A 14,906-nucleotide genomic window follows, 5' to 3' on the forward strand; every position below is an offset into this window, starting at 1 on the left:
TGTGAGGATGACCGGAAATACCCATGGCACTGCCATCAGCTTTCCCGGTCGTGCTCCAGTAGCGGCCCGAGGAAGCGGCCGGTATGTGAGTGGGCCATGCCCGCAACCTGTTCCGGCGTACCGGTGGCGATGATCTTGCCGCCCTTGGAGCCGCCCTCGGGGCCGACATCCACGATCCAGTCCGCAGTCTTGATCACGTCCAGATTGTGTTCGATCACCACCAGGGTGTTGCCATGGTCGCGCAGGCGATGCAGCACATCGAGTAGTTGCTGGATGTCGGCAAAATGCAGACCGGTGGTGGGCTCATCAAGGATGTACAGGGTCTTGCCGGTATCGCGCTTGGACAGCTCCCGCGCCAGCTTGACGCGTTGGGCCTCGCCCCCGGAGAGGGTGGTGGCGGACTGGCCGAGGCGGACATAGGACAGCCCCACATCCATCAGCGTCTGCAGCTTGCGCGCCAGTGCCGGCACCGCGTCGAAGAAGGCGCGGGCCTCTTCGATGGTCATCTCCAGCACTTCGTGGATGCTCTTGCCCTTGTATTTGATCTCCAGCGTCTCGCGGTTGTAGCGCTTGCTCTTGCATACGTCGCAGGGCACATAGATGTCCGGTAGGAAGTGCATTTCCACCTTGATCAGACCGTCGCCCTGGCAAGCCTCGCAACGTCCACCCTTGACGTTGAAGGAGAAGCGCCCGGCCTTGTAGCCGCGCGAGCGGGCCTCCTGGGTGCCGGCGAACAGTTCGCGGATCGGGGTGAACAGCCCGGTATAGGTTGCTGGGTTGGAACGCGGGGTACGGCCGATCGGGCTCTGGTCGATATCCACCACCTTGTCGAGATGCTGCAGACCATCGAAGCTGGCGTAGGGCGCTGGGTCCAAAGTGGTGGCGCCATTCAGGGCGGTGGCGGTGATCGGGTACAGGGTATTGTTGATCAGCGTGGACTTGCCCGAGCCGGATACGCCGGTAACACAGGTGAACAGACCGACCGGGATCTCCAGATTGACCTTCTGCAGGTTGTTGCCACAGGCCCCTTTCAGCCGCAGCCACTGATCCTTGCGGGTCGGGGTGCGCTTGGCCGGCACCGGGATCTTCACCGCGCCGGACAGATATTTGCCGGTCAGCGACGCCGGGTCATTCATGACATGATCCGGTGTGCCGTGGGAGACAATACGGCCGCCATGCACGCCGGCGCCCGGGCCGATGTCGACCACATAGTCGGCCAGACGGATGGCATCCTCGTCGTGCTCGACGACGATCACGGTATTGCCCAGGTCGCGCAAGTGGATAAGAGTGCTGAGCAGGCGCTCGTTGTCGCGCTGGTGCAGGCCGATGGAGGGCTCGTCGAGAATGTACATCACGCCCACCAGGCCAGCGCCGATCTGGCTGGCCAGGCGGATACGCTGGGCTTCACCGCCGGACAGGGTGTCGGCGCTGCGGTCCAGGGCCAGATAGTCGAGCCCGACGTTGACCAGGAACATCAACCGCGCACGAATTTCCTTGAGGATTTTCTCGGCGATTTCACCGCGGCTGCCCTGCAGCTTGAGCTGCTCGAAATACTCGGCGGCGGCGCCGACGGGCATGGTGGTGATGCCGGACAGATTGCGCCCGTCGATAAACACATGGCGCGCCTCGCGGCGCAGGCGGGTGCCATGGCAGTCGGGGCAGGGCTGAGTGCTGAGATACTTGCTCAGTTCCTCGCGCACGCTCTGGGATTCGGTTTCCCGGTAGCGGCGCTCCAGATTCGGCAGGATACCCTCGAACGGATGCTCGCGTTTGACGATATCGCCACGGTCATTGAGGTAACGGAACGGCACCTTGTCGCTGCCGGTGCCGTTGAGAACCAGCTTGCGATGCTTCTCGCTCAGGTCATCGAAGGGCTGTTCCAGATCGATGCCGTAATGTTCGGCCAGGGAGCTGAGCATCTGGAAGTAATAGACGTTGCGCCGATCCCAGCCGCGAATGGCGCCTTCGGCCAGGGTCGACTCGCCATTGATCAGACGTCGGGCATCGAAGAACTGCTTGACCCCCAGGCCATCACAACCGCTGCACGCGCCGGCCGGGTTATTGAAGGAGAACAGCCGCGGCTCCAGTTCGCTGATCGAATGGCCGCATTCAGGGCAGGCAAAGCGGGCGCTGAACACCACCTCTTCGCCTTCTTCCCCCTCCATCGGCGCAACAATGGCGATACCGTCGGCCAGGTTGAGCGTGGTCTCGAAGGACTCGGCCAGGCGTAGCTGCAGGTCTTCACGCACCTTGAAGCGGTCGACTACCACTTCGATGGTGTGTTTGCGGGTTTTCTCCAGCGCCGGTGCTTCGTCCAGATCATGGATGCGGCCATTGATGCGCGCACGCACAAAGCCCTGGGCGCGCAGCTCATCGAGCAACGCCAGATGCTCGCCCTTGCGTTCGCGCATGACTGGCGCCAGCAACATGAGCTTGCTGCCCTCGGGGCGGGCCAGCACCTGATCAACCATCTGGCTGACGGTCTGCGCGGCCAGCGGCAGGTCATGGTCCGGGCAGCGCGGCTCGCCAACCCGGGCGAACAGCAGGCGCAGGTAATCGTAGATCTCGGTGATGGTGCCGACGGTGGAGCGCGGGTTGTGCGAGGTGGATTTCTGCTCGATGGAGATCGCTGGCGACAGCCCCTCGATGTGATCGACATCCGGCTTTTCCATCATCGACAGGAACTGCCGGGCATAGGCCGACAAGGATTCGACGTAGCGGCGTTGGCCTTCTGCGTACAAGGTATCGAAGGCCAGCGACGACTTGCCAGAGCCGGACAGGCCGGTGATGACGATCAGCTTGTCGCGGGGTAGATCCAGATCAATGTTCTTCAGGTTGTGGGTACGCGCCCCACGTATCAGAATTGTATCCACAGCAGATTACCCGCAGCCAGCAAAGCTCGACAGTATACGTGTTTCGGGGTAGTCCCCGCAAAAATCGCCGGCCGAAAGGTCATCCACCCTATTGCCATCGGGGTGCGTCATAAGGTCATCGCCGGATCGGCATGCGACTCCTGTTTCGACCGCTCAAGCATGCTAAAATGCCGCCTTTTGTCTACCGCAGCGGAGATTCCATGTACCCGGCAGATTCCATGTCGTCCGAAGAGCGCCGCGCAGCCTCGTCCCTGGCTGCGGTGTTCGCGTTCCGTATGCTCGGGCTGTTCATGGTGCTGCCGGTACTGGCAACCTACGGTCAGGACCTGGAGGGTGCCACGCCCCTGTTGATCGGCATGGCCATCGGCGCCTATGGCATCACCCAGGCGTTTCTGCAGATTCCCTTCGGCATGTTGTCGGACCGCATTGGCCGCAAGCCGGTAATCATCGGTGGTCTGCTGTTGTTCGCCCTCGGCGGCTTGGTGGCGGCGCAGGCCGACAGTGTGGTGGGCGTGATTGCCGGGCGCGTTTTGCAGGGCGCCGGTGCCATCGCTGCAGCGATCATGGCCCTGGTCGCCGATCTGACGCGCGACCAGCACCGCACCAAAGCCATGGCGATGATCGGCATGAGCATCGGCCTGTCGTTTGCCGTGGCCATGGTTGCCGGTCCGCTGATTGCCGGGGCGGCTGGTCTGGCTGGCGTGTTCTATACCACCGCCGTGCTGGCGCTGGTCGGCATTGCCCTCATCGGGCTCGTCGTGCCGACGCCAACGCAGGCGTTTCATCATCGCGACGCCGGGGTGACCCGCGGCGCGTTTCTGCCGGCCTTGAGTAACCCTGACCTGCTGCGGCTGAATTACGGCATCGCTGTGCTGCATGCCCTGTTGATGGCCTGCTTCGTGGCCATCCCGCTGGCGCTGCAGGAGCAGGCCGGGTTGCCCCGCGAAAGCCATTGGTGGGTCTATCTGACGGCGTTGCTGTTGTCCTTCGTCGGCATGGTGCCGTTGATTATCTACGCCGAGCGTCAGCGCAAGATCAAGCGCGTGGTGCTGGGCGCTATTCTGCTGTTGGCGGCGGTGCAGCCGATGATGTGGTTGAGCACGGCGTCGCTGGCCTGGCTGGTGACCGCGATAGTGCTGTTTTTTGTCGCCTTCAACGTGCTGGAGGCGACCCTGCCATCCTTGCTCAGCAAGATTGCCCCAGCGGGTAGCAAGGGCACGGCCATGGGCATCTATTCCACCAGCCAGTTCGCCGGCGCGGCGCTTGGTGGAGTATTGGGCGGTGCGGTATATGGCAGTTTCGGTCTGAGCGGGGTGTTCGTCTGTTGTGGACTGCTCGCGGTTTCCTGGTTTGCGATTGGTGCTACTATGGCCGAGCCTCCTTACGTGACGAGCTATCGTTTGGCAGTGGATCCAACACTGGTCAGGGATGAAGCATTGCTTCGCAGAATACTGGACGTACCAGGAGTGGCCGAGGCAATCATCGTGGCTGAGGAAACAGCCGCTTATATCAAAGTCGATACACAGGTGCTGGATCGCGAGCAGCTGGATCGGGTCTTGCACCCGGTTTGAATAAATCAGGCACCAGAGGAGAGTGAATATGGCCAGAGGCGTAAACAAAGTAATTCTGATCGGTAACGTGGGCGGCGACCCCGAAGTGCGCTACCTGCCCAACGGCAATGCGGTGGCCAACGTCACCCTGGCTACCTCCGACAGCTGGAAGGACAAACAGACCGGTCAGCAACAGGAGCGGACCGAATGGCACCGCGTGGTGTTCTTCGGCCGCCTGGCGGAAATCGTCGGTGAGTACGTGCGCAAGGGCTCCAAGCTCTATATCGAAGGCCGCCTGCAGACCCGCGAGTGGGAAAAGGACGGCGTCAAGCGTTACACCACTGAAATCGTGGTCGATATCGGCGGACAGATGCAGTTGCTCGACGGCCGTCCCCAGGGCGGCGAAGGCATGGCGCCACGCCCGCAGCAGTCGCGCCCGGCCCCCCAGCGTCAGGCCCAGCAACCGCAGCAACAGCAGCAACCGGCCCAGCCGCAGGCGCAGCAGATGCCGGATTACGACAGCTTCGATGACGATATTCCGTTTTAGTCGATGTCTTGACGACGCTGAAGTAGAGATATCAAAAGCCCTGTTTTTCAGGGCTTTTTGATTGGTGGGTGCCGCTGGCGCTGTTTCTCAGGTGGCTTTGACAGGTTGGCGAGCAGGAGCCGGAATACTTTGCTCGTCCGGGGCTGTCAGATAGGCTTCCAGCGAATCATCTATGGCCTCGAGCCAGCGAGTATGGTGTCGGGGAGCCACGGTGCCGGTCATCAATGAGCGGTAGGAGTAATCGCGGAAGCTCATGAGATCCTCATGCTTGTGCTCTTCCCACATAAAGAACGTCTTGTTCACCCCGTCGATATCAAAGCTTGGATAATCGGTCTGATCGATCAGGGTACGCACATAATCACCCTGGAATACGATCATGCTTTCGTCAGTATCGAGGGTTTCTTCACGATCGCGCCACGCTTGGCTATCCCGCTGCATTGCAGCCTGGTCAGGTAATGCAATCCGGCCGAGAAGCACATCCCTTACATACCAGGCCTGCGCGTCAAACATATTGAAGGTGTACCACTGGTCCTGCATGCCGAGATAGAACAGCTTCGGATTGTTTTCCCATACCACGCCCTGATACAGGTTCAGCGGCCACAGCCGGTTACTGGTCTTCAGTCGCAGTGATTCGTCCAGGAAGGGAAAATGGTGCAAGTAGCCGGTGCAGAGAATGATTGCATCGACCCGTCTGGATGTTCCGTCTTTAAAGTATGCGGTATTACCATCCACCTTCAGCAGCAGCGGCTTTTCTTCCCAATTGTCTGGAAAAGCAAAACCCATCGGCCGGGTGCGATAGCTGGTGGTGATGCTGCGCGCGCCGTATTTGTAACACTGTGACCCGATGTCTTCGGCAGAGTAACTGCTGCCGACCAGCAGCACATCCTGGCCGCGGAATTCGAGTGCATCGCGGAAGTCGTGGGCATGCAGTATGCGGCCGCTGAAACGATCGAAACCGTCGAAATCCGGCACGTTGGGCGTAGAGAAATGTCCTGACGCGACGATGACATGATCATAGAGTTCAGTCGTGACCACATCGGACTCATGGTCATGTGCCACCACAGTGAACTGCTCGCTATCTTCGTTGAATGTAATCTGGCGCACCGGGCAGTTGAAGCGGATATATCTGCGGACATCGGCTTTCTCGACGCGCCCTTTGATGTAATCCCACAGGACCTCGCGGGGCGGGTATGAGGCGATGGGCTTGCCGAAATGCTCTTCGAAGGTGTAATCGGCGAACTCTAGGCATTCCTTCGGCCCGTTTGACCAAAGATAACGGTACATGCTGCCGTGTACGGGTTCGCCGTGCTGATCGAGGCCGGTGCGCCAGGTGTAATTCCATAGTCCGCCCCAGTCCGCCTGTTTTTCATAACAGACCAGTTCCGGGATCTCGCAGCCTTTTTCCTGGGCTGACTGGAATGCACGCAGTTGCGCTAGCCCGCTTGGGCCGGCACCGATAATGGCGACTCTCATGAATTATCTCCTATAACGATGATGCGTCTGCTTCTTCCTCCTGCGAGAAAATATTGTCTTTGTAATTCAATAAGTTGAAAGAAGAAGAGAGACGATATTTGTGCAGAGAAGTGCGGTTTATTGTTTCGTCGTGTAAGGACTATACAGGAGAGAAGGTTGAAATGTGATCAGTTTCTCTGTGTTTTCGTATCGTCCCGAGCCGCTGGATACAACCTGTCGAGCAGGGCGGTGCTGTTTTCTGACCGACTCGAAGGGGGTTCGATATGTCGCGCCTTGGCTGTTACGCCGCCGTTTGAAATAGGGAGCTGGCGGGATTACGGTCGCTTTGCCAGTAACATTCCCGGCTGAAATAACCTTGGCTACCCGACTTGGGATGACTGACTATGGTGTGCCGGGACTTTCAGTAATCAGAATCTGCGGAGTATGCATGTCGGAAATCTATTTTGTGCGCCACGGCCAGGCTTCGTTCGGCTCCAGCAACTACGATCAGCTGTCGGAGCTGGGGCATGAGCAGGCGCGTCTGCTGGGGGAGTATTTCCGCGAGCGAGACCTGCGCTTCGATCACATCGTTACCGGTGACATGGTGCGCCATCGCGAGACCGCCGAGGGCATCTGCACCGGCATGGGCCTGGGTGCGCAGCAGTTCGAGGTGTATCCGGAACTCAACGAATTCGACTTCCATTCGGTGTTGCGCGCCTATACCACGCAGTTTCCGGAACATGCGCTGCCGGAAAAACCGGTAGCAGCGGATTTCTTCCGTCGGCTGAAAAAGGGCATCCTGCTGTGGTCCACCGGTGAGCTGGAAGGGGAGCTGCCGGAAACCTGGGCCAGCTTCGAGCAGCGCCTGGGCGCATTCCGGGAAAGTGTCATGCAGCGCCATGCCGGCCAGCGTGTGCTGGCGGTCAGCTCCGGTGGTGCTATTGCCATGCTGGTGCGCCAGTTGTTGCAGGCGCCGGAGTCGACCATGGTCGAACTCAATCTGCAGACCCGCAACACCGCGCTGACGCACTGCCGCTTCAACAGCCGGAGCATGCGTCTGAGCAGCTTCAACAATGTGCCGCATCTGGATCGCCTCGATCGGGAGTCGATGATCACCTACACCTGACCGGGTGTTATCTGCCGGGAGTGGGCAGGCGGTAAATGTGGCTGCTTCCGGCATGCTGCGCTGATGACGTGAGCGGCCGAACATTGCACAATGCAGCCTGACAACATCATCGACAGGTTGACGTGAATGCGAATGCGGGTATTGCTGCTCGGCGCGGAAAATCCGCTGGGGCAGGCGTTGTTGGCTCAGGCAGCGGTGGAATTCATCCGTCTGGAAGCGGTTGAACGCCCGGAGCAGGGTTGGCAGCCGGAGATGGCCGATCAACTACTGGCCGGTGCCAAGCCGGATCTGGTATTGAATCTGGCGTTCTATCGTGAGCAGTTCCAGCTGGGGCTGGAAGACACGGCGGCGTTGCAGGCCCAGAAAAATTTCAACGAGCGGCTGATCCACGGCTGCGCGGCCAATGCCGTCACCCTGATGATGTTGTCCAGCGCCCGGGTGTTCGATGGCAGCAAGACCTCTTCCTATACCGAAAAAGATGAGGAGAACCCCAACGGCACGCTGGGGCGGTTGCAGGCCCAGCTGGAGCAGAGCCTGCGTACCCAGTGTGCCAGGCATGTCATTCTGCGCTTCGGCTGGCTGCTGGATGGTTCGGCAGCCGGGCCCTTCGCACGACTGGTAGATGGCTTGAGAGCATCATCACCGCTGGCGCTGCCCGAGGAATGGCGTGGCAACCCGACGCCAGTGGCCGATGCGGCGCGGGTTCTGCTGTCAGTGCTCAAGCAACTGGATTGCGCCGCCCCGGTATTCGGTACCTACCATTACGGCAGCAGCGAGGCGACCACCTGGATCAGCTTTGCCCAGTGTGTGGTGCAGGAACTGATCGGGCGGGGCGCGTTATCCGGCGATGTCACCATCCAGCCGGTGGCCTTCGGCAAACAGCCAGAGCTGCGTGGTCAACCGCAGAATGCCGCGTTGCTTGGGCGCAAGCTGTTGATGGTCTTCGGCATCAAGCCGCGCACCTGGCGCAGCCAGCTGCCGGCGCTGCTGGATGAGTTGTCGGACTGAGCGCCGTCCATATGAAAACGGCCGCGATTGCGGCCGTTTTCTCTTTGGGCTCAGGCGTTAGAACTTGTAGCCCAGGCCGACCATGTAAACCCAGGGGTCAACGTCGACATCAACCTTGGTCTTCTGCACGCCCAATGCGCCAGGGCCTTTAACAGTCGCATCGGTATCGATATCGATATAGCGTACCTGGGCGTTGACCATCCATTTGTCATTGAGCATATAGTCAGCACCAGCCTGCAGTGCCAGACCGAACGAGTCGTCCAGCTCCAGGCTGCTGAAACCCTGGGCCTTGCGCGCGCTACTCAGCTCTTCCTGGAAGAAGGTGGTGTAGTTGATGCCGGCGCCCACGTAGGGTTGGAAGGCCGACTGATTGTTCAATGGGTAGTACACGACACTCAGAGTCGGTGGCAGGTGCTTGATATCAGCCAGCTTGCCATCCAGGCCGGGAATCCCGGTCGCTGCACTCACGCCCTTGACGCCAACCTCATGGCTGAAGGGAGTCGCGGCCAGCAACTCGATACCGATCTTGTCGGTCAGCATATAAGCAAAGTTCAGACCCAGCTGGGTATCGCTGTCAAGCGTGGCACTGGTTCCGCCAGCAGCTCCACCATCGAAATTGAGCTTGCCGCTGTCCTCGCGCGGATCAACCGTAATCGCACCCGCACGAACGATGATGTCGCCAGCCTGGTGGGCCTGAGCGATGGAAGCAGCCAGCAGTGCGGGAGCGAGGAGCAGGCCGAGGGTGATTCTGGATACGGTGCGCGACATTCAAATGTCTCCTTGGTGTCTTGATGGATTCACTCTAGGCGCGTCGACCGAATCGTTTATTGATCTGGAGCAATTGTTTGGGTCGCGCTATTGCGACAGGATGCCGCGGTTGAATTCTGCGAGCGGGAAGATGATAATGCTTCTCTTTTGTGGCGAGGCTATCAAGCGTCGTCATGCCCCCCGGGAGGAATTGGATGAGAGCGGTTTGGATATTCTTGCTGGCAGGGCTGCTGCCGGCCATGGCGCTGGCACAAGGCGCGGCTGAGAGCGCGCTGGCAGAAGGGGAAGCCCTGATGACCGAGGCGCAGCGTTCCCAGCAGCGTATCGACCAACTCGACGACGCCACGCGTGAAGCTCTGAGCCGCTATCGGCAGGCGATTCAACAGAAGGATCAGCTGGCTGAATACAATGAGCAGCTGAGCAAGATGGTTGAGTCCCAGCGCAGCGAGCTGGCGGACCTGCAGGCCCAACTGGCGACTATCGAGGAAACCCAGGCCGAAGTCGTCCCCATGCTGCAGCGCATGGTCCGGTCGTTGGAACAGTTCATCGAGCTGGATCTGCCGTTCCTGGAAGATGAGCGAGCTGACCGGCTGGCGCAGCTCCAGGCCTTGCTGATCCGGCCTGAAGTCACGGTCGCGGAAAAGTATCGCCGGGTGCTCGAAGCCTACCAGATCGAAAGTGACTACGGCCGCACTCTGGAAGCCTGGCGCGGCACCCTGGACGTCGACGGTGGTCAGCGCGTGGTCGAGTTCTTGCGGCTGGGCCGGCTGGCGCTGTTCTACCAGAGCCTCGATGGCCATCTGCAGGGGCATTGGGACGCCGAAGCCCGGCAATGGCAACCGCTGCCTGCCGGCTATCACCGCACCTTGGCGCAGGGTCTGAGAATTGCCCGCCAGCAGCAGACCCCGGTCATGCTGCGTTTGCCTTTGCCGCCGGTCAGTGAACAGGGAGCTGCACAATGAAACGCCTATTGATCGCTTTGGCGGTGGCTCTGAGTAGCCCGCTGACCCTCGCGCAACCGGCCTCCCTCGACCAGTTGTTGCAGGACATCCGCGAGATCCGCAGCAGTGAACAGGCTGCCATGCGCGAACGTGAAGCGCAGTTCCTGCGCGAGCGGGACAATCAGCAGACCCTGCTGACACAGGCCGAGCGCGAACTGGCGCCGATCAAGGCCGAGGCCGATCGGCTCAAGACCGAATTCGACCAGCTCGAAGCGGAGCTGGCCGCGACCGAGACGCAGATGCGCGAGCGCAGCGGCAATCTCGGGGAGCTGTTTGGTGTAGTACGCCAGATGGCCGGTGATACCCGCAGCCAATGGCAGGACTCGCTGTTGAACATGCAGTTCCCGGAGCGGCTGGCACAGCTCGACCAGCTTGCTGGCGCCGCGCAGATCCCCACGGTAGAAACCCTGGAGCAGTTCTGGTTCATGCTGCAGGAAGACATGACCGCCAGTGGCAAGATCAGCCGCTTCCCCGCGCCGGTCATCGGGCGCGATGGCCAGCAGCAGGACGTGCCCGTGGTACTGGTCGGCCCCTTCGTGGCGCTGGCTGAGGGCGAATACCTCACTTATCAAGCCGAGGCCGGCACCCTGCAAGTGGCTGACAAGCAGCCGGATGGCCGCGGGCTGATCAATGACTTTCTCGCACCGCGCACCGAGCTGGCCGACCTCATGGTCGATCCCACCCGGGGCACCGTCATCGGCCAGATGCAGCTGACCCCGTCGTTCATGGATCGGGTGCGCCAGGGTGGCCTGGTGGGATATGTGATCATTGCTCTGGGTGTGCTCGGGGTGGTGCTGGCGCTGATCAAGCTGGTGTGGCTGCTGGGTATTTCCAACAAGGTCGAGCGCCAGGCCAACAGCCTGGATCAGCTGCGCGACGATAACCCGTTGGGGCGTATTCTCGGCGTGATCGGCAGCAAGCCGCGGCTGGAGGAGCTGGATACCCTGGAGCTGAAGCTGGACGAAGCGATCCTGCGCGAGACGCCGGCGCTGGATCGTGGCAACGGATTGATCAAGCTGCTCGCCGCCGTGGCGCCGCTGCTGGGTCTGCTCGGTACTGTTACCGGCATGATCGCTACCTTCCAGGCGATTACCCTGTTCGGCACCGGCGATCCCAAGCTGATGGCCGGTGGTATTTCCCAGGCGCTGGTGACCACGGTACAGGGGTTGGTGGTGGCCATTCCGCTGCTGTTTTTGCATGGCATGCTGGCCTCGCGCAGCAAGGCGGTCATCCAGGTGCTGGAGCAGCAGAGCGCAGGCCTGATTGCCCTGCACCTGGACTCCGGAGAGCGGCGCGGTGAGTGAAGCCCTCTGGTTGCTCAGGGACTTTCTCGACAGCGGCGGCTGGGTGCTGTGGACCATCCTGTGCTTCACCATCGTGCTGTGGACATTGATGGTCGAGCGGCTGTGGTACCTGTGGCGCATCTTTCCCAAGCGCTCGGCCAGCCTGCAGAACCGTTGGTTGCGGCGCGCCGATCATAGCAGCGCTGCAGCCCGGCATATCCGCGAAGCCTGGCTTTCCGTGGCCCGGCAGCGGCTCAATCGGTTCATGCCGATGATCCGGGTGCTGATCGCCATGTGTCCGTTGCTCGGCCTGCTGGGCACGGTCAGCGGCATGATCCAGGTCTTCGATGTGCTTTCGATCAGCGGGACCGGCAATCCCAGAGCGATGGCCGCGGGCGTGTCCCGGGCCACGGTGCCAACCATGGCCGGCATGGTGATTGCCATCAGCGGTTTATTTTGCCTGGCGCGACTCGATGCAGCGTCGCGGCTGGCCATGCAGCGGCTCACCGACCGCCTGCGTCACGAATAGGAATACTTGAACATGCGCATGCGCAGACATTCAGCAGGTAACGACGACGAAGCCGGCATTGACCTGACCCCCATGCTCGACGTGGTGTTCATCATGCTGATCTTCTTCATTGTGACCAGCACCTTCATCAAGACCACCGGCATCGAGGTCAATACCCCCACTGCGGATAGCTCCGAGCAGCAGCCCAAGGGCAATATCCTGATTGCAGTGGACCCCAACGGAGAAATCTGGATCGACCGCCAGCAAGTGGACATCCGCGCCGTGCGCGCCGCGGTGGAGCGCATGCGCGTCGATCAACCCGATAGCACCGTGGTGGTACAGGCTGACCGGGATGCCCGCAGCGGCCTGGTGATCCAGGTCATGGACCAGGTACGCATGGCCGGAGTGCAGGATGTGGCACTGGCTGCCACGGCGGGAGCCAACTGATGCGGCTGCTGGTCAGCTTTGCCGGTGCCTTGCTGGTGACGCTGGCGCTGTTCGCCCTGATGATGCTGATGATCATGCCGCCACGGGACAACCGTGATGTAGGCGAGGAGCTGGCGCGGGTCAGCTTTGTGCGCAGCGTCGCCGATACACCCAGTGATAGTCGCCAGCGTCAGCAGCGGCAGCCGCCAGAGCAACCGCAGCCGCCGGACGTGCCGCCGCCCCAGCCGGCACCACCGCAGCCGCAGGTCGACACCAGCGTACAGCTGAATATCAGCGTGCCGAACCTGCCGACCCCGGGCCTCAATGTGGCGGTTACGCCGACGCTGACCGGGATCACCGCGGCGGAGGCGCCAGCACCTGCGCCACCCCCCGCACCCGCGGCCCCGGCGGCGCCGGCCGCCTCCAGCAGTCCCACTACGGCCGAGGAAGTCACGCCGCTGGTGGATATTTCGCCGAACTATCCGCAGCGCGCATTGGCGGCGGGCATCGAAGGCGAAGTCACGCTGGCATTCACCATTTCTCCCGACGGGCGGGTGGAGAATCTGCGGGTCACCTCGGCCAAACCCAAAGGGGTGTTCGAGCGTGAAGCCCGCCGTGCCGCCAACCGCTGGCGCTTTGCGCCGCGGCGGGAAAACGGCCAGGCGGTCGCGCGTGAAGCAACCAAAACCTTGTATTTCCGTCTGGAGGACAGATGACCATGGGCGTCGCAAACCTCTACCGTAGTGCTGCACTGGGTCTGACGCTGCTACTGGCGCCTGGATTGGTAATGGCGCAGCAGGCAATCAATCCAGCGGTATTCCAGGTCCTGTCGGCGGCGCAGAAGGCGCAGCAGGATGGCGATCTGGGCAAGGCACGAACGGTCCTGAGCGGGGCGCTGGACAGCGCTGCGGCGGGCAGTTTGGAACTGGCGCTGATCCAGCAACGGCTGGGTTATCTGGCCATTGCGGCCAAGCAGAACCGCCAGGCCATCGATTGGCTGCGCAAGGCGCTGGCCCATGACCAGCTGGATGCGCCGGCGGCGCGCCAGGATCAATTGAATCTGGCGCAGTTACTGGCTGCCGAGGGCCAATATGGTGAGGCCGCCCGGTTGTTGGAGCGGGTACAGGCGGGCGGTGCCCTGTCGCTGGAGCAGAAGCAGTTATTGGTGCAGTGCTACAGCCAGGCCCGGGAATACGCCAAGGCCATTCCCCTGGCCGAGCAGGTGGTGCGGGCCAACCCCGCCGCCGATGATGTCTGGTATCAATTGCTGGTGGGCATGAACTATCAGCAGGAGCGGTATGACAGCGCCGCGCAGTGGCAGAAGGTGCTGCTCAAGCGCGCGCCGCAGAATCGTGAGCACTGGCGTCAGCTGGCTGGTCTGCAGAGCCAGGCTGGCAAGCAGCCGGCGGCGGCGGCGACCCTGCGGTTGGCCCACGAAGCGGGCGTCGGGCTGACCCAGCCTGATCTGGACAATCTGGTGGCGTTGCAAGTCAATGCCGGCGCGCCCTGGCAGGCGGCGCGTCTGCTGGAAGAACTCATGGCGCAGAAGCTATTGCCGGTGAATGCCGCGCGACAGGAGCGCCTGGCACAGCTGTGGACCCTGGCCCGTGATCGTGAACGGGCACGGGACGCCTGGGTCGCCGTAGCCAACGGCAGTGGCCGTTCCGATCACTGGCTGCGATTGGCGGGTATCCAGTTGGAGGAGGGCCAGTGGTCAGATCTGCTGGCTACCCTGAAACGCGCGCAAAGCGGCGCCAGCAGTCAGCAGCGTCAGCTGATCCGGCAGTGGGAAGGCTATGCCCGCTCGGCGATCGAGAACAACAGCTGATCAGCGACCGGAATCAATAGACATAGGGTTCTACATTGGCCGCGTCGATACGGTAGCCGGCGTTGGCCAACTCGCTTTCCATGCGCTCGACGCGGATCGCCCCGCTGATCCAGAATGGCTGATACAGGTCCCGCAGCTTGATACCGCTGGTGCTGCGCACATGCACTATCTGGTTCGAGGGCGGCGGCGGTACATGGATGCAGGCGCCGAAATAGGGCACCAGCAGAAACTCCTCTACCTCCATCGCATCGGTGATGGCCAGCGGCACCACGTAGCCGGGTAATTTGATCTGCCGGCCATCCAGTGCCTGCACCACCGGCGCAGCGGGCTCCATCTGCACCGCCGGGTCGCCCAGCTCCGCATCCATCTCGCCCAGCAGTGACAGGTCATGCACCGGCAGTGGCGTTTCCTGTAGCTCGCGCAGCTCTGGCGGCAGTAGCTCATCCCAGGAAATTTCCTCGGCCGCGTTGGCTGCTGCCGTTGCGAGCAGTAACAGGCCGGTGAGCAATAATCGTGAACCCATGTGCATGTCCCGT

General features: G+C 61.5%; 14 protein-coding genes. 10 read left to right on the plus strand and 4 right to left on the minus strand.

What is annotated here, in order from left to right; genetic code table 11:
* Positions 1 to 35 precede the first annotated feature (35 nt).
* Positions 36 to 2,873 carry an excinuclease ABC subunit UvrA gene (gene uvrA, locus QAO71_RS01500; protein ID WP_280165075.1) on the minus strand — a complete coding sequence of 946 codons (2,838 nt, stop codon included), beginning with the start codon at positions 2,871 to 2,873 and terminating at the stop codon, positions 36 to 38.
* A gap of 200 nt (positions 2,874 to 3,073) precedes the next feature.
* Between uvrA and QAO71_RS01505 the strand changes: the two genes are divergently transcribed.
* Both QAO71_RS01505 and ssb read left to right on the plus strand, forming a co-directional pair.
* Positions 3,074 to 4,444 carry an MFS transporter gene (locus tag QAO71_RS01505; RefSeq protein ID WP_074781297.1) on the plus strand — a complete coding sequence of 457 codons (1,371 nt, stop codon included), beginning with the start codon at positions 3,074 to 3,076 and terminating at the stop codon, positions 4,442 to 4,444.
* A 28-nt stretch (positions 4,445 to 4,472) separates the two neighbouring features.
* Positions 4,473 to 4,970, plus strand: a complete 498-nt coding sequence (gene ssb, locus QAO71_RS01510; RefSeq protein ID WP_036993666.1) for a single-stranded DNA-binding protein — start codon at positions 4,473 to 4,475, stop codon at positions 4,968 to 4,970.
* Positions 4,971 to 5,057: 87 nt separating this feature from the next.
* Here the strand turns inward: ssb and QAO71_RS01515 are convergent, their stop codons facing one another.
* A complete protein-coding gene (locus tag QAO71_RS01515; RefSeq protein ID WP_280165076.1) occupies positions 5,058 to 6,443 on the minus strand; it encodes an NAD(P)/FAD-dependent oxidoreductase in 1,386 nt (461 codons plus the stop codon).
* Between the two features lie 427 nt (positions 6,444 to 6,870).
* Between QAO71_RS01515 and QAO71_RS01520 the strand changes: the two genes are divergently transcribed.
* Both QAO71_RS01520 and QAO71_RS01525 read left to right on the plus strand, forming a co-directional pair.
* Positions 6,871 to 7,548: a histidine phosphatase family protein gene (locus tag QAO71_RS01520; RefSeq protein WP_074781295.1), complete on the plus strand. Its 678-nt coding sequence runs from the start codon at positions 6,871 to 6,873 to the stop codon at positions 7,546 to 7,548.
* 126 nt (positions 7,549 to 7,674) lie between these two features.
* Positions 7,675 to 8,556 (plus strand): sugar nucleotide-binding protein, encoded by an 882-nt coding sequence (locus QAO71_RS01525; protein WP_280165077.1) that lies wholly within the window; start codon positions 7,675 to 7,677, stop codon positions 8,554 to 8,556.
* 57 nt (positions 8,557 to 8,613) lie between these two features.
* Here the strand turns inward: QAO71_RS01525 and QAO71_RS01530 are convergent, their stop codons facing one another.
* Positions 8,614 to 9,324 (minus strand): OmpW family outer membrane protein, encoded by a 711-nt coding sequence (locus QAO71_RS01530; protein WP_280165078.1) that lies wholly within the window; start codon positions 9,322 to 9,324, stop codon positions 8,614 to 8,616.
* Positions 9,325 to 9,518: 194 nt separating this feature from the next.
* Between QAO71_RS01530 and QAO71_RS01535 the strand changes: the two genes are divergently transcribed.
* The 6 genes from QAO71_RS01535 to QAO71_RS01560 are packed head-to-tail and all read left to right on the plus strand — an operon-like array spanning position 9,519 to position 14,370.
* The gene (locus QAO71_RS01535) at positions 9,519 to 10,286 is read left to right on the plus strand and encodes a DUF3450 domain-containing protein (RefSeq protein ID WP_036993660.1); all 768 of its coding nucleotides are present in this window, start codon (positions 9,519 to 9,521) and stop codon (positions 10,284 to 10,286) included.
* On the plus strand, positions 10,283 to 11,629 hold the full coding sequence (locus QAO71_RS01540) for a MotA/TolQ/ExbB proton channel family protein (RefSeq protein ID WP_280165079.1): 1,347 nt from the start codon (positions 10,283 to 10,285) through the stop codon (positions 11,627 to 11,629). Before QAO71_RS01535 ends, QAO71_RS01540 begins: the two co-directional genes overlap by 4 nt.
* Complete coding sequence (locus tag QAO71_RS01545; RefSeq protein ID WP_036993658.1) at positions 11,622 to 12,137, plus strand: MotA/TolQ/ExbB proton channel family protein; 516 nt, start codon at positions 11,622 to 11,624, stop codon at positions 12,135 to 12,137. The genes QAO71_RS01540 and QAO71_RS01545 overlap by 8 nt, the downstream gene beginning before the upstream one ends.
* A 12-nt stretch (positions 12,138 to 12,149) precedes the next feature.
* Entirely contained in the window at positions 12,150 to 12,563 is a 414-nt protein-coding gene (locus QAO71_RS01550; protein WP_036993656.1) for a biopolymer transporter ExbD, read from the plus strand.
* Entirely contained in the window at positions 12,563 to 13,258 is a 696-nt protein-coding gene (locus QAO71_RS01555) for a TonB family protein (RefSeq protein ID WP_280165080.1), read from the plus strand. Before QAO71_RS01550 ends, QAO71_RS01555 begins: the two co-directional genes overlap by 1 nt.
* A gap of 2 nt (positions 13,259 to 13,260) precedes the next feature.
* Positions 13,261 to 14,370, plus strand: a complete 1,110-nt coding sequence (locus tag QAO71_RS01560) for a hypothetical protein (protein ID WP_036993795.1) — start codon at positions 13,261 to 13,263, stop codon at positions 14,368 to 14,370.
* Between the two features lie 13 nt (positions 14,371 to 14,383).
* Here QAO71_RS01560 and QAO71_RS01565 read toward each other — a convergent pair whose 3' ends face one another.
* Positions 14,384 to 14,893: a DUF3299 domain-containing protein gene (locus tag QAO71_RS01565; protein WP_036993653.1), complete on the minus strand. Its 510-nt coding sequence runs from the start codon at positions 14,891 to 14,893 to the stop codon at positions 14,384 to 14,386.
* Positions 14,894 to 14,906: the final 13 nt, after the last annotated feature.

It is taken from the genome of Halopseudomonas sp. SMJS2, from assembly GCF_029866945.1.
GTDB classification, from domain to species: Bacteria; Pseudomonadota; Gammaproteobacteria; order Pseudomonadales; family Pseudomonadaceae; genus Halopseudomonas; species Halopseudomonas bauzanensis.